Here is a 13,286-nt window from a genome sequence, read left to right on the forward strand (position 1 = left end):
CCTGAAAGGCTACAATAATCTGCTGTTTGTTGATGGGTGAAAGCAGCCGAAAAACTATCATTGTCCATTCGATCGAGGAAGGCATGGTCTTTTTACAGGTAGCGCTGAACGGCGACCGGCAACATGAGGGAGCTCCTCGGTGTCCCGACGCGATCAGCGATGACGCGGCGGCATCAGCGAGCGCCGGCGCGCACTCTGTTCACGTTCATGCTTACGACGACGCTGGAAATGAGACGCTCAACGCAATCGCCTGTAGCGCCGTCATCCGCGCCATCCGCTCGCGATGCCCCAGTGTGCCGATTTCGCTCACGACGTCTGCATCGATTATTCCTGATCCCATGCAGCGTTTGCGGACAGTGCAGTCATGGACCGATTTCCCCGACCTCGTGACTGCCAATCAAGGAGAGGAAGGGATTGTCGATCTGTGCCAATGGCTCATCTCGCACGGTGTCGGCATCGAAGCGGGCCTGCTTTCACCCGCCGATGCCCACGCCTTCGTTGCGTCGCCGCTTCGCGATCGATGCCGGCGTGTGCTGATCGAGCCTCTCGATCCAGACCCCATGATCGCCTTACGGGACGCTGAAGAAATGGAAGCAATCCTGTCGGCCGCCGACGTCGACCTTCCACAAGTTCATCATGGCTACGAAGGCGCGTGCTGGGCGGTGAACAAGCGAGCGCTCATGCGAGGGCATGGTATCCGAACCGGGATGGAAGATGTCACGGTTCTGCCGAACGGCAGCGCGGCGAAGAGCAATGTTGAATTGGTTGAAGCTGCACGATTGTTGATCGAGAGCACCAGTCGCCACGACTGATCGACCGCTTCGTGCCCGCAGTTTGACAAGCTCACAATGAGGGTGTGGTCTCCAACCGTAGCGTTATTCTTTTTCTTTCACTAACGTCGCCTGTCCGTCTCCCATGGAAACCACCCGGTAAAAGCATGAGCGGCGGCCCGTGTGGCAGGTGGGGCCGTCACCCGCGACCCGGACCTTGAGCCAGAGCGCGTCCTGGTCGCAGTCGGTGCGCATTTCCACGATCGTCTGGAGATTTCCCGACGTTTCGCCCTTCTTCCAGAGCTGGCCGCGCGAGCGAGACCAGTAATGCGCGATGCCGGTCTCCAGCGTCAGGCGCAGCGCCTCCGCGTTCATATGCGCGACCATGAGCAGGGTGCCGTCCCGTGCGTCGGTGACGACGGCGGTGATAAGCCCGGCGGCATCGAAACGGGGCGCGAAATCGGCCCCTTCCTCGTTTTCATGCTTGTCGGCGGCGGGTTCGCAAAAGAGGGAAGCCGTCATCCTTATGCCCGCACCATCATCATGAACCGGGCCTGCGCGTCGGCATTGTCGCGATAAGCGCCGCGGAAGGTGGTGGTGATGGTGGTCGAGCCCTGCTTGCGCACGCCGCGCATCGACATGCACAGATGCTCGGCCTCGATCATGACGGCCACGCCGCGCGGGCGCAGGATCGTATCCATCGCATCGGCGATCTGCGCGGTAATGCTCTCCTGCGTCTGCAGACGGCGGGCGAAGACATCGACGAGACGGCCGATCTTGGAGAGGCCGACCACCCGGTCGTCAGGCAGATAGGCGACATGCGCCTTGCCGATGACGGGGACCATGTGATGCTCGCAGTGCGAGTAGAAAGGAATATCCTTTACAAGCACCGGATCGGTATATCCGGAAACCTCCTCGAAAGTGGTGCCGAGCACGTCCTCGGGCGATTCGCCATAGCCGGAGAAAAGCTCCTTGTAGGAGTTCACGACGCGCTTGGGCGTGTCGAGCAGCCCTTCGCGATCAGGATTGTCGCCGGCCCACAAAAGCAGGGTCCGGACGGCGGCTTCGGCTTCCTCGCGGCTGGGGCGCGTCAAGGGCTTTTCCCCCTGGCGCGCAGCGTTTTCGCGGAGGTTCAAGATAGCGTCCATCAGTATCTCCCGTAGTCTCCTTCGCGGAGGAGACGAGTTAAACGGACAATACAACGATGCGCTTTAAACGAGCGGGACGGTGTATTGATGCGAACGGGCCGTGTAGGGCATCCGTCCTGGTTCCAGCGCCGGTAACGGAGAGTCACCCTTGGCGCTTGCGGAACGTATATTATATAGATCGGAAATCGTATAATCAAAGAGCGTCGCTGCGACATGTTTAACGGAGTTTTGAACGCGATTGCGCGGATTTGCGGGAAAGGGCTCCTGGCATGATCGATGAAATCTACAATGCGCGCATCCTGGAATTCGCGGGGAATATCTCGCTTCTGGGGCGCCTCGATGCGCCCGATGCCTCCGCCACGGCTCATTCCAAGCTGTGCGGGTCGACGGTGACGGTGGACCTGACGATGCGGGATGGTGTCGTCACCGGCTTCGCGCATGATGTGAAGGCCTGCGCGCTGGGGCAGGCCTCTTCCTCCATCATGGCGCGCCATGTGATTGGCGCGACGGCGGAAGAGTTGAAGGCGCTACGCGAGACGATGCTGAAAATGCTCAAGGAGAATGGCGCACCGCCAGAGGGCCGATTTGCCGATTGCCGGTTTCTCGAGCCGATTCGCGATTACAAAGCGCGGCATGCCTCCACCATGCTCACCTTCGATGCAGTCGCCGCGTGCATCGCGCAGATCGAAGCGAAGGGCGAGGCGGCCTGAATCTCATGTGCCAATCGCACGGCGCTGCCCACAAAAAGCGCTATAGCCGCAATTTCGATGGCACATGGCGCAAGACGCCGGATCGATTGTTCGGCGTCGCCTTGGTGCGGCTTTACCAACTGACACTATCGGGCTTTATCGGCAATTCCTGCCGGCATCTGCCGACCTGCTCGGAATATGCCTATGAGGCGATTGCCCGCCATGGGTTGTGGGCCGGCGGGTGGATGGGGCTGTTCCGCGTCGTGCGCTGCGGCCCCGGCGGCACGCATGGGCTCGACCCGGTGCCGGAAAAGCTGGGAAGCCATTTTGCCTGGTATATGCCTTGGCGTTATTGGCGCTGTTCGGCCTCCCCGAAGTGAGCCTCAGCGCTTTTTACGGGTCGCTAAAATTCTTTTAACTATATCAACGTTTGATGGACTTCGGAATTGAAGGCAGCACTGTGGCCTTTTTCGAGCCGCAATTAGCCTGCATTCCTCCCGCCGCATTCACGTTCCCGCGAGCCATCATGTTGAAATTTTCGTCCCGCGTATCGCGCATTGCCGCATCTGTTGCCCTTGGTGCCAGCCTTCTTTGTACCACTGCCGCAATGGCAAACACCTCCTGGGTGGTATTCGACGCCGATAACGGGCGGATTCTCGGCCAGGACGATGCGAATGTGCAGCGGGCGCCTGCCTCGCTGGCGAAGATGATGACGCTCTATCTCGCCTTCGAAGCCCTGAAGACCGGACGGCTCAAATGGGACGACGAGATGCCGGTTTCGAAAAATGCGGCCGCCAAGGTCCGCATGAAGCTGTACCTGAAGCCCGGCAGCACGATCACCGTTCGTGACGCCATCAGCGGCATGATCGTCATCTCCGCCAATGACGCCGCCACGGTGCTGGGCGAATATATCGCAGGATCGGAAGCAGCCTTCGGCCGCCTGATGACGGCGCGTGCCCGCCAGCTCGGCATGAAGAGCACGTTCTTCGTCAATCCCTCGGGGCTGACGGCGAAGATGACGCAGCTCACCACCGCCCGCGACATGGCGGTGCTGGGCATGTCATTGCGCCGCGATTTTCCGGAGCAATATGCGTTGTTCTCGCAGCGCTCGTTCACCTACAATGGGCGGGTGTTCAACGGCCACAACAATCTGATGTACCGCTATCAGGGTGTCGACGGCATCAAGACCGGCTATACGGACGTGTCAGGTTATAACCTCGTTTCGTCCGCAATCATCAACGACAAACATCTTGTCGGCGTGGTGCTCGGCGCCGGATCGGCGCGGCAGCGGGACGATCAGATGGCAAAGCTGTTGACGCGTTATGGCGGGGAGGACGAGGGCGCTCCGCAGCAGATCATGGCTGCCGCAAAACCTCGCTCCGCCGCCAAGGAGAATGCGGTGGCCGAGCCGAAGGCCGATCTCGTCGCCAGCCTGATCGATGATTCCCGCGTGGAGCAGGGAGACGGCGGCGCTTTGGCTTCGGCTTGGGCGATCCAGCTTGGCGCACCGCCGACGCTTGAAGGCGCGCAGAAGCTTCAGGCAAAGCTGCAACCTGCCGTGGACAAGGTTGCGGCGGGACTGAAGCCGGTCATCTCAACCGCCGAAAAGCGCCGCAAAGTCTATCAGGTGCGCTTCGCCGGGTTCAAGGATTCGGCTGCGGCTGAAAAGGCCTGCAAGCAGTTGAAGCGCCAGAAAATCGATTGTTTGCCGATTCAGAATTAGCGGTTGGAATAGTCTCGGTAACCCAGCGTGGCACTGCCGCCTGCCGTCATTCTCGGGCTTGTCCCGAGAATCTACCGAGACCTGACCTATCTGGACGGTTAGGCGCTTATCTGTTTCCGTATGGCAGATTCTCGGGACAAGCCCGAGAATGACGGGCGTAGCGGTGGCCGCCTCGCCTTTACTGGCCAGATAAAAGGCGTTAGAAGCCAAGCTTCATTTTATACGTTGAACGGCAACCACCCGCATTCGTTGGCGGGACTGGATAGGATAATTCCGATGAGCAACCTCGTTTCCCTCGAATTTCCCGATGGCTCGAAGCGCGAATACGACGCCGCGATGACCGGCGCGCAGCTGGCAGAATCCATCTCCAAATCGCTCGCCAAGAAGGCCGTGGCCTATGCGCTCGACGGCACGGTGCGCGATCTCTCCGACCCGCTGGCAGCCTCCGGCAAGGTGGAAATCATCACCCGCGACGACCCGCGCGCGCTGGAACTCATCCGCCACGACGCGGCCCATGTGCTGGCCGAAGCGGTGCAGGAACTCTGGCCGGGAACGCAGGTGACCATCGGTCCCGTCATCGAGAACGGCTTCTATTACGACTTCGCCAAGAACGAGCCGTTCACGCCCGACGATCTTCCCGTCATCGAGAAGAAGATGCGCGAGATCATCGCGCGCAACAAGCCGTTCACCAAGGAAGTCTGGTCGCGCGAAAAGGCCAAGCAGGTCTTCGCCGACAAGGGCGAGAGCTACAAGGTCGAACTGGTCGATGCCATTCCGGAAGGGCAGGACCTCAAGATCTATCATCAGGGCGACTGGTTCGACCTCTGCCGCGGACCGCATATGGCTTCGACCGGGCAGATCGGCAATTCGTTCAAGCTGATGAAGGTGGCGGGCGCCTATTGGCGCGGCGATTCCAACAATCCGATGCTGTCGCGCATCTATGGCACTGCCTTTGCCAATGACAATGATCTCAACGCCTATCTGCATATGCTGGAGGAGGCGGAAAAGCGCGATCATCGCCGTCTGGGCCGTGAGATGGACCTGTTCCACTTCCAGGAGGAAGGGCCGGGCGTCGTGTTCTGGCACTCCAAGGGCTGGCGCATGTTCCAGAACCTGGTCTCCTATATGCGCCGCCGCCTCGACGGCACCTATGAGGAAGTGAACGCCCCGCAGGTGCTCGACTCATCGCTATGGCAAATTTCGGGTCACTGGGGCTGGTACAAGGAGAATATGTTCAAGGTCGAGTGCGCCGACGATGAGGCGGAAGACCAGCGCGTCTTCGCCCTGAAGCCGATGAACTGCCCCGGCCATGTGCAGATTTTCAAGCACGGCCTCAAATCCTACCGCGATCTGCCGATTCGCCTTGCGGAATTCGGCGTCGTACACCGCTACGAGCCCTCGGGCGCGCTGCACGGGCTGCTGCGCGTACGCGGCTTCACGCAGGATGATGCCCACATCTTCTGCACCGAGGAGCAGCTCGCTCAAGAATGCCTCGACATCAACGACCTGATCCTCTCGACCTATGCGGATTTCGGCTTCAAGGAAGTGGTGGTAAAGCTCTCGACCCGTCCGGAAAAGCGCGTCGGCTCCGACGAGCTCTGGGACCGCGCCGAGCGCATCATGATGGACGTCCTTGATCTCATCGAGGAGCAGTCGGGCGGACGCATCAAGACCGGAATCCTGCCGGGCGAGGGCGCGTTCTACGGGCCGAAATTCGAATATACGCTGCGCGACGCCATCGGCCGCGAATGGCAATGCGGCACGACGCAGGTCGATTTCAACCTGCCGGAACGGTTCGGCGCGTTCTATATCGACAAGGATTCGGAGAAGAAGCAGCCGGTCATGGTCCATCGAGCCATCTGCGGCTCGATGGAGCGCTTCCTCGGCATCCTCATCGAGAATTATGCCGGCCACTTCCCGCTCTGGCTCGCCCCGCTGCAAATCGTCGTCGCCACCATCACCTCCGACGCCGATGACTACGCGAAGGATGTGGTGCGCCGCCTGAAAGCCGCCGGGCTCGTCGCCGAGGCCGATCTTCGCAACGAGAAGATCAACTATAAGGTCCGCGAACACTCGCTGGCCAAGGTGCCGGTCATCCTTGTCTGCGGCAAGCGCGAGGCGGAGGAAAAGACTGTCAACATGCGCCGGCTGGGTTCGCAGAACCAGGAATCGCTGACCCTGGATGCCGCGATTGCGCAGCTTGCCGATGAGGCAACGCCGCCGGATGTGAGGCGGGCGAGGGAAGCAAGCTGAAACTCATCTTGGCGGGACAGTGTTCGCTGTCCCGCCGAGTGGCCTACGAATCTTCCCATGGATTCAGGATCGTTACATCCATTCCACTGAAATCCCTGACATTCCGCGTGACGATAGTCATACGTCGCACATAGGCGGTTGCGGCGATATAAGCGTCATTGATCGTTTTAGGGTTGGGAATATGCCATTCAGCCGCCTGTATTGCTGCTGCCTCATCCAAGGCCAAGATGCGCCCGGAAAAAGCTGGCATGACAGACTCCTCAAGCCAGCCACGCAGGATTTTTCCCGCTGCTCTATCCAAGCGCTCGATTTTGCGAACGCCCATTTCCAACTCATGCAAGACTATGACGGAAAGGAATAACTCCGCGGGGTTGACTGCTTCGTTCCAAGCGACAAGGCTCGGATGAGCCTTACCACTCTGAATCTTGCGCAATTCAGACACGACATTGGTGTCGAGCAAGAACATCAGGATAGATCAACCGGCTTTGCCAATTCAGAGCGGTCCGGCAGGGGTAATTCGATATCTTCTGCTCCGGGGTACGCAAGCAGCTCCCCAATTGTTTTCTTTTTAGTCGTGAGGCGCTTATATTCCTCAAACGACATAAGGACATGCGCGGGCTTGCCTCGGTCCGTAATGATGACAGGGCCGTCCTTGGCGGCACGTTTGGCGCGGCCAAGGTCCTGATTTAACTCGCGGCCTGAAAGCATGGTAACGGGCATGCGGCACCTCCAATAATGTAGTTACGTTACCACAAGATATAAGGCGACGCAATTTTATTGCTACATACTTTCCCCAAGCCGTCCCGCCAGGTCCTGAATAAACTGCCACGCGACGCGCCCGGAGCGGTTGCCGCGGGTGGTGGCCCATTCCAGCGCTTCGGCGCGCAGTTTTTCCGCATCATGGTCGAGGCCGTAATGCTTGGCATATCCATCGACCATCGCCAGATAATCGTCCTGGCTGCATTTGTGGAAGCCGAGCCAGAGGCCGAAGCGGTCGGAGAGGGAGACCTTTTCCTCCACTGCCTCGGACGGGTTGATCGCCGTGGAGCGCTCATTGTCGATCATGTCGCGCGGCAGGAGATGGCGGCGGTTCGAGGTGGCGTAGAAGATGACGTTCTCAGGTCGGCCCTCGACACCTCCCTCCAGCGCCGCCTTCAGCGATTTGTAGGAGGTGTCGTCATGGTCGAAGGAGAGGTCGTCGCAGAACAGAATGACGCGGAACGGCGCTGTCTTGATGGAACTCATCAGCAGGGGCAGGGTGTTGATGTCCTCGCGGTGGATTTCGATGAGCTTCAGCGCCGGCTGATCCGGATCTTCCAAATTCACCGCCGCCTGCGCCGCCTTCACCAGCGACGACTTGCCCATTCCGCGTGCGCCCCAGAGCAGCACATTGTTGGCCGGCAAGCCGCGCGCAAAGCGGCGGGTGTTGTCGAGGAGGATGTCGCGCACATTGTCCACGCCCTGGATGAGCGAAATATCGACGCGGTTGACGCGCGTGACGGGATCGAGCGCAAGCCGCTCCGGGTTCCAGACGAAGCAATCGGCTGCGTCGAGATCGGCGGGTTTCATGGAGGGCGGCGCGATGCGCTCCAGCACCGCGATCAATTGGTCGAGCTTTTGCGACAGCATATCCTCGGTCGTCATTTTGATGTCCATGTCGTGTTGGCTTTATAACCGTACCGTACCGTACGGTACGTCACTATGGTCAAGCGAAGGAAGGGATGCAAGGAATAAAACGCTGCGTTTACCTATGCGAAAAGTGTCTGACGGGGCTTTGTCCGGTTGCTTTTGCGGCGATAACCATTGTATGCGCTCAAGCTGAACAGGTTTCACGAGGAGTTTCCGCATGTTCGTTACAGAGGCTTTCGCCCAGACCCCCGGCGGTTCACCATTCGGCCCGGATATGCTGATGAGCATCCTGCCCTTTATCCTCATTTTCGTAATCATGTATTTCCTCATCATCCGGCCGCAGCGCACGCAGATGAAGAAGCGCGAGGAGATGCTGAAGGCGGTGCGCCGCGGCGACACCGTCATCGCGGGCGCGCTTGTCGCCAAGGTGACGAAGGTCATCGACGACAATGAGGTCGAGGCCGAGATCGCCGAAGGCGTGAAGGTGCGCGTGCTGCGCGCGCTGATCAGCGATGTGCGGGCCAAGGGCGAGCCCGTCGCCGACAACAAGAAATAAGTGCATGATCCCAAAAAGTTGCAGACTTTTTGGACAAGATCATGCGGCTAAAGAAGGTTCGCGCGGCCATGGCGAAGGGTATTGAAATCCGCAATGCGCATTTCCCCGGCCGCGCGCCCATCGACGCCTATGGCAATGGCGGCTTCCGCTTTGCCGACATGTCGCATAAGGGCTCGATCCTTTGCCTGCCGTCGGGCATTCACGGCTGGGTGCCGAAGACGCCGCCGCTCTTGACGATCGCCGACCTCGCCAGAGTCATCGAGGAGGCGGACGATATCGAAATCCTGTTGCTGGGGATGGGAACCGACCTCATCCCGCTGCCGCAAGATTTGCGCGCCGCCTTACGCGAGCACCACATTTCCGCCGATCCCATGAGCACCGGCGCGGCCGTGCGCACCTATAATGTGCTGCTGGCGGAAGACAGGGCGGTGGCGGCGGCGCTCATCGCCGTCGATTAATTCGATGGACGCCAACGAAACCCATTGCCTGAATTTCCTGCGCGAGGCTGACCGCGACCGCTATCTCTCGGTGCTCTATGCGCCGGAGGAGAAGCGCGGGGCGCTTGCCGCGCTTTATGCCTTTAACGCCGAAATCGCGCGCATCCGAGATCTCGTGCACGATCCGCTGCCGGGCGAAGTGCGACTGCAATGGTGGCGCGATCTCGTCAACGGCACCGAGCATGGCGCGGCTGCGGCCAACCCCATCGCCGCGGCGATTTTGCAGGCGATCGAGCGCTATAGCCTGCCGCGCGCAGCCTTCGACAATTATTGCGAAGCGCGGATATTCGACCTCTATGACGACCCGATGCCAAGCCGCAACGATCTGGAAGGCTATTGCGGCGAAACCGCATCGGCGCTGATCCAGCTTGCAAGCTTCATCCTTGACGGCGAGGCCGCCCCGCGTTTTGCCGAACTCGCCGGCCATGCGGGCGTGGCGCAAGGCGTGACCGGCCTCATTCGGCTATTGCCGCTGCATCGCCGCAGGGGGCAGGTGTTCGTTCCGGCGGATATTCTACAGGCGGTGGGCGTAACTCGCGAGGAACTGCTTGCGGGCACCGATAAGGCCGCGCTTGACCGCGTCGTCATGGCGATGGTGGCGCTGGCACGGGAACATCTCGCCGCATTCGAAAAGGGCAGGGGGCAACTCCCCGCCGCGATCAAGCCAGCTTTCCTGCCCGTCGCGCTCGCGCCTGCCTATCTCAAGGCGATCACCCGCAAGGGCGGCGATGCGACGCGGGAGGTGGCGGAGATATCGCCGCTGCGCCGCCAGTGGATCATGTTCCGGGCGGCGGCGGGCTAAATCATCGAAAGCTACTTCATTCAATAGATCATGGAGGGAGATCGCAGGTGTCGACGTCGGAGGAATTGAACAGCGATAACGCCGGCTGGCGATACATCATCGGCGAAATGTTTGGCGGCCTCCAGGCGGCACTTCTGCGTTTTCCAGTTCCGGCCCTGTTCCTGGTGGTCGGGACGGTACAAGCCGCATTGATGATCGCTGAATTTGGCTTCCTTGACTTCGGCACAACGCCGGGACGGTTGTTGCTGGGGGTGGAAGGCGGCGCACTCTCCGCGCTGGCCGCATGTCTGTTCGGTGAATCGCGTCAGTTTTCGGCTGTCTTGAGGTCCGCCTTGGCGCTCCTTGCCGGGTTCGCAATCGCAGCCCTGCTTGCCTTCCCCCACACATTCCTTTCGACTGAGATGGCGCTGTTTTGGGGCGTTGGTGGTTCCGTTCTTATAGCCCCGTTCATCCGGCGTGGTACAAGCGGAGCTTTCTGCTTGTTTTCCGCCCGTGTCGCTCTTGCGGCGCTGCTGGGCGTTCTCCTGCTGCTTCTCTTCGCGGGCGGCATTTCCGCCATTCTGGGGAGCGTCGGTTTGTTGTTCGGAATAAAACTGCCTGGCGACCTCTATCGTTACGTCTGGGCATTGACCGGACTCCTCGTAGCGCCTCTCTTCACCATGGGGCAGTTCCCCAGGCGTTTCGACGATGAGCCGAGCAAGGTGGCACTGGGTTTCATGGATCTCGGCATGCGGACCCTGGGAGACTTGGTCATCGCACCGCTGCTTGCGGTCTATGCGCTTATCATTCATCTTTATGCCCTGAAGATCCTCGTCACCGGTGAAATGCCGAAGGGACAGATTGGCTTCCTCGTGCTGGTCTACGGCGTCTGCATCTTCGTCGCGCTTCTTGTCGTCAGTCCTTTTTGCGATCGCGCCCGCGCTCCGACGCGCCTCCTGCTGCGGTTCTGGCCCTTCTTTTTGCCGGTGCCGCTGGCATTGCTGTTCTATGCGCTGGTTCTACGGATTGCCGACTACGGCGTCACGCCGGCCCGCTATCTGCTGGGCCTTTCCGGTCTGGTGATTGCCCTGATCCTGCTCATCCAGTTGTCGCCGCGCCTGCGTGGCGATAGCCGCGTGATTGCTGGGCTGCCGGTTCTGGCGCTCATCCTTGGCAGCTTCGGACCGCAGGGCGCGCTCGGCGTGTCGCTGGCCAGCCAGACGGACCGTTTTCTGGCAATCGTGAAAAACCCGCCAGTGGACGAAAAGCGGTTCGAGGAAGCAATGTCGGCGCTGTTCTTCCTCGACAAACACAAAGCGCTTGAGCGGGTGGCGAAGGAGGGCGCCGACGCCTCTTCCGATGCGGCCAAGACCGCCGCGGCCTGGGGGCTTGTCCCCAAGCAGGATGATGACGAGCCTGGCCATTTCGGGTTCAGTTCCGGTGACGGCGCATTCGCCTTTGCAACGAGCGGCTTCGATACCGTCGTGCAGAATGTGCGGTTGCCGTACCCAGACCGCCCGGTTTCCGTCAGTCTGCCAGCAGGCCGGAGCCTTGTCTTTTCGCTGGAGCCCCATGCGTTGATCGTGGCGCTTGGAGACCAGAGCACCCGCTTTCCCATAACGCCAGCGGATATCGACGCCATGGCGGGAATCAAGGACGGTGACAAGCCTACGCCAATCCATCTTGAAGGTAGAGGCAAGCAACTTGTGTTCTTGCCATCATTTTTCCGTGGCTTTACGGGCGAGACCGGGCAACTGCAAAGTTTGGGAGGCACGGTTCTGCTCCGCGCCGAGGATTGGAGATAGCGCCCGTCTACTCCGCCGCGACAAGCGGCGGCAACCCCAGCCATGCCCGGCAGTCGGCCAATGCGCGAGCGCTTATCGCGCGTTTCCTGGCGTTGGTCTTTTCCTTGCCGCGCAGGCGCTTGCCTTCGGCCTTTGGCGTCTCGATCGGCGGGAACAGGCCGAAATTGACGTTCATCGGCTGGAAAGAGCGCTTGCCCGGCTCGTCGTCCGAAACGATATGGCCGCCGGTGATGTGATTAAGCAGCGCGCCGAAGGCGGTGGTGACAGGGGGCAGTGACGGCTCGGACCCTAGCTGCTCGGCGGCGGCGAAGCGTCCGGCGAGAAGACCGATGGCGGCCGATTCCACATAGCCTTCGCAGCCGGTGATTTGGCCCGCGAAACGCACGTCGGGACGCGACTTCAGCCGTAGCGCGTGGTCGAGCAGGACGGGGGAGTTGAGGTAGGTATTGCGGTGGAGGCCGCCGAGCCGGGCGAATTCGGCATGCTCCAAACCGGGAATAAGCCGGAATATCGCCACCTGTTCGCCATATTTCAGCTTGGTCTGGAAGCCAACCATGTTGTAAAGTGTGCCCAATGCATTGTCCTGGCGCAGCTGCACCACGGCATAGGGCTTGACCGTTGGATTGTGCGCGTTGGTCAAACCCATCGGCTTCATCGGCCCATGGCGCAGCGTCTCTGGTCCGCGCTCGGCCATCACTTCGATCGGGAGGCAGCCGTCGAAATAGGGCGTGCCTTCCCATTCACGGAATTCGGTCTTTTCACCCGCGATCAGCGCTTGCACGAAGGTCTCGTACTGTTCTTTCGTCATCGGGCAGTTGATGTAGTCCTTGCCCGTGCCGCCCGGTCCCACCTTGTCATAGCGCGACTGGAACCAGCAGACATTCATGTCGATGCTGTCGAAATGGACGATGGGCGCGATGGCGTCGAAGAAGGCGAGGGCGTCGGCGCCGGTTTCCGCCCGGATCGATTCTGCGAGCGCAGGGGCGGTCAACGGGCCAGTGGCGATGATCGTCCGTCCCCATTCGATTGGGGGAAGACCGGCGATTTCCTCGCGCTGGATCGTGATGAGAGGATGGGATTCGAGCTTTGCTGTAACGCCCTGCGAAAAGCCTTCGCGGTCCACGGCGAGCGCGCCGCCTGCCGGCACCTGATGCGCGTCGGCGCTCGCCATGATCAGCGATCCCGCCAGCCGCATTTCCGCATGGAGCACGCCGACGGCGTTGGTCTCGGCATCGTCGGAGCGGAAGGAGTTGGAGCAGACCAGTTCCGCCAGCCCGTCCGTCTTGTGCGCGTCGGTTCCGCGCACGGGGCGCATCTCGTGCAGGATGACAGGAGTGCCCGCTTGCGCAAGCTGCCACGCGGCTTCCGAACCGGCAAGGCCGCCGCCGACGACATGAACGGGCTGTTTCGAATTGGACATGCTGGGGACTCTCTT

15 protein-coding genes are annotated in these 13,286 nt (G+C 60.6%); 9 read left to right on the forward strand and 6 right to left on the reverse strand.

Annotated elements, in window-relative coordinates:
- Positions 1-32: 32 nt before the first annotated feature.
- On the forward strand, positions 33-812 hold the full coding sequence (locus tag IEX53_RS03790; protein WP_236016014.1) for a 3-keto-5-aminohexanoate cleavage protein: 780 nt from the start codon (positions 33-35) through the stop codon (positions 810-812).
- A 63-nt stretch (positions 813-875) separates the two neighbouring features.
- Here the strand turns inward: IEX53_RS03790 and hisI are convergent, their stop codons facing one another.
- Both hisI and folE read right to left on the reverse strand, forming a co-directional pair.
- The gene (gene hisI / locus IEX53_RS03795) at positions 876-1,292 is read right to left on the reverse strand and encodes a phosphoribosyl-AMP cyclohydrolase (RefSeq protein WP_188821583.1); all 417 of its coding nucleotides are present in this window, start codon (positions 1,290-1,292) and stop codon (positions 876-878) included.
- Positions 1,293-1,294: 2 nt separating this feature from the next.
- A complete protein-coding gene (gene folE / locus IEX53_RS03800; protein ID WP_188821586.1) occupies positions 1,295-1,918 on the reverse strand; it encodes a GTP cyclohydrolase I FolE in 624 nt (207 codons plus the stop codon).
- Positions 1,919-2,187: 269 nt separating this feature from the next.
- Between folE and IEX53_RS03805 the strand changes: the two genes are divergently transcribed.
- The 4 genes from IEX53_RS03805 to thrS all read left to right on the forward strand — a co-directional run bounded on the left by IEX53_RS03805 (position 2,188) and on the right by thrS (position 6,583).
- Positions 2,188-2,628, forward strand: coding sequence for an iron-sulfur cluster assembly scaffold protein (locus IEX53_RS03805; RefSeq protein ID WP_188821587.1), 441 nt, complete (start codon positions 2,188-2,190; stop codon positions 2,626-2,628).
- Between the two features lie 5 nt (positions 2,629-2,633).
- Positions 2,634-2,987, forward strand: a complete 354-nt coding sequence (gene yidD / locus IEX53_RS03810; RefSeq protein WP_188821590.1) for a membrane protein insertion efficiency factor YidD — start codon at positions 2,634-2,636, stop codon at positions 2,985-2,987.
- A 146-nt stretch (positions 2,988-3,133) separates the two neighbouring features.
- Positions 3,134-4,330: a D-alanyl-D-alanine carboxypeptidase gene (locus tag IEX53_RS03815; RefSeq protein WP_188821592.1), complete on the forward strand. Its 1,197-nt coding sequence runs from the start codon at positions 3,134-3,136 to the stop codon at positions 4,328-4,330.
- 276 nt (positions 4,331-4,606) lie between these two features.
- Complete coding sequence (thrS, locus tag IEX53_RS03820) at positions 4,607-6,583, forward strand: threonine--tRNA ligase (protein ID WP_188821594.1); 1,977 nt, start codon at positions 4,607-4,609, stop codon at positions 6,581-6,583.
- Between the two features lie 43 nt (positions 6,584-6,626).
- Here the strand turns inward: thrS and IEX53_RS03825 are convergent, their stop codons facing one another.
- Genes IEX53_RS03825 through IEX53_RS03835 form a run of 3 tightly spaced genes read right to left on the reverse strand, consistent with a single transcriptional unit; the run spans position 6,627 to position 8,227 of the window.
- Positions 6,627-7,049 (reverse strand): type II toxin-antitoxin system VapC family toxin, encoded by a 423-nt coding sequence (locus IEX53_RS03825; RefSeq protein WP_188821596.1) that lies wholly within the window; start codon positions 7,047-7,049, stop codon positions 6,627-6,629.
- Positions 7,049-7,303 (reverse strand): type II toxin-antitoxin system Phd/YefM family antitoxin, encoded by a 255-nt coding sequence (locus IEX53_RS03830; protein ID WP_188821598.1) that lies wholly within the window; start codon positions 7,301-7,303, stop codon positions 7,049-7,051. Before IEX53_RS03830 ends, IEX53_RS03825 begins: the two co-directional genes overlap by 1 nt.
- A 60-nt stretch (positions 7,304-7,363) precedes the next feature.
- A complete protein-coding gene (locus tag IEX53_RS03835; protein ID WP_188821600.1) occupies positions 7,364-8,227 on the reverse strand; it encodes an ATP-binding protein in 864 nt (287 codons plus the stop codon).
- A gap of 202 nt (positions 8,228-8,429) precedes the next feature.
- Here IEX53_RS03835 and yajC point away from each other — a divergent pair, with 202 nt between their 5' ends.
- The 4 genes from yajC to IEX53_RS03855 all read left to right on the forward strand — a co-directional run bounded on the left by yajC (position 8,430) and on the right by IEX53_RS03855 (position 11,851).
- Complete coding sequence (gene yajC, locus IEX53_RS03840; protein ID WP_188821602.1) at positions 8,430-8,768, forward strand: preprotein translocase subunit YajC; 339 nt, start codon at positions 8,430-8,432, stop codon at positions 8,766-8,768.
- Between the two features lie 68 nt (positions 8,769-8,836).
- Positions 8,837-9,226 (forward strand): Mth938-like domain-containing protein, encoded by a 390-nt coding sequence (locus IEX53_RS03845; protein WP_188821846.1) that lies wholly within the window; start codon positions 8,837-8,839, stop codon positions 9,224-9,226.
- Positions 9,227-9,230: 4 nt separating this feature from the next.
- Positions 9,231-10,067 carry a phytoene/squalene synthase family protein gene (locus IEX53_RS03850; protein ID WP_188821604.1) on the forward strand — a complete coding sequence of 279 codons (837 nt, stop codon included), beginning with the start codon at positions 9,231-9,233 and terminating at the stop codon, positions 10,065-10,067.
- A 47-nt stretch (positions 10,068-10,114) separates the two neighbouring features.
- Positions 10,115-11,851 carry a DUF4153 domain-containing protein gene (locus IEX53_RS03855; protein ID WP_188821607.1) on the forward strand — a complete coding sequence of 579 codons (1,737 nt, stop codon included), beginning with the start codon at positions 10,115-10,117 and terminating at the stop codon, positions 11,849-11,851.
- A 7-nt stretch (positions 11,852-11,858) separates the two neighbouring features.
- Here the strand turns inward: IEX53_RS03855 and trmFO are convergent, their stop codons facing one another.
- Positions 11,859-13,271 carry a methylenetetrahydrofolate--tRNA-(uracil(54)-C(5))-methyltransferase (FADH(2)-oxidizing) TrmFO gene (gene trmFO / locus IEX53_RS03860; protein ID WP_188821609.1) on the reverse strand — a complete coding sequence of 471 codons (1,413 nt, stop codon included), beginning with the start codon at positions 13,269-13,271 and terminating at the stop codon, positions 11,859-11,861.
- Positions 13,272-13,286: the final 15 nt, after the last annotated feature.

This window comes from Paramesorhizobium endophyticum (genome assembly GCF_014640615.1).
GTDB lineage: Bacteria > Pseudomonadota > Alphaproteobacteria > Rhizobiales > Rhizobiaceae > Paramesorhizobium > Paramesorhizobium endophyticum.

Coding starts and splice junctions, on each gene's coding strand:
- yidD (WP_188821590.1), top strand. CDS start 2,634: ATGTGCCAATCGCACGGCGCTGCCCACAAAAAGCGCTATAGCCGCAAT.
- IEX53_RS03825 (WP_188821596.1), bottom strand. CDS start 7,049: ATGTTCTTGCTCGACACCAATGTCGTGTCTGAATTGCGCAAGATTCAG.
- IEX53_RS03805 (WP_188821587.1), top strand. CDS start 2,188: ATGATCGATGAAATCTACAATGCGCGCATCCTGGAATTCGCGGGGAAT.
- IEX53_RS03790 (WP_236016014.1), top strand. CDS start 33: ATGGGTGAAAGCAGCCGAAAAACTATCATTGTCCATTCGATCGAGGAA.
- thrS (WP_188821594.1), top strand. CDS start 4,607: ATGAGCAACCTCGTTTCCCTCGAATTTCCCGATGGCTCGAAGCGCGAA.
- IEX53_RS03850 (WP_188821604.1), top strand. CDS start 9,231: ATGGACGCCAACGAAACCCATTGCCTGAATTTCCTGCGCGAGGCTGAC.
- IEX53_RS03845 (WP_188821846.1), top strand. CDS start 8,837: ATGGCGAAGGGTATTGAAATCCGCAATGCGCATTTCCCCGGCCGCGCG.
- yajC (WP_188821602.1), top strand. CDS start 8,430: ATGTTCGTTACAGAGGCTTTCGCCCAGACCCCCGGCGGTTCACCATTC.
- IEX53_RS03835 (WP_188821600.1), bottom strand. CDS start 8,227: ATGACGACCGAGGATATGCTGTCGCAAAAGCTCGACCAATTGATCGCG.
- trmFO (WP_188821609.1), bottom strand. CDS start 13,271: ATGTCCAATTCGAAACAGCCCGTTCATGTCGTCGGCGGCGGCCTTGCC.
- hisI (WP_188821583.1), bottom strand. CDS start 1,292: ATGACGGCTTCCCTCTTTTGCGAACCCGCCGCCGACAAGCATGAAAAC.
- folE (WP_188821586.1), bottom strand. CDS start 1,918: ATGGACGCTATCTTGAACCTCCGCGAAAACGCTGCGCGCCAGGGGGAA.
- IEX53_RS03815 (WP_188821592.1), top strand. CDS start 3,134: ATGTTGAAATTTTCGTCCCGCGTATCGCGCATTGCCGCATCTGTTGCC.
- IEX53_RS03830 (WP_188821598.1), bottom strand. CDS start 7,303: ATGCCCGTTACCATGCTTTCAGGCCGCGAGTTAAATCAGGACCTTGGC.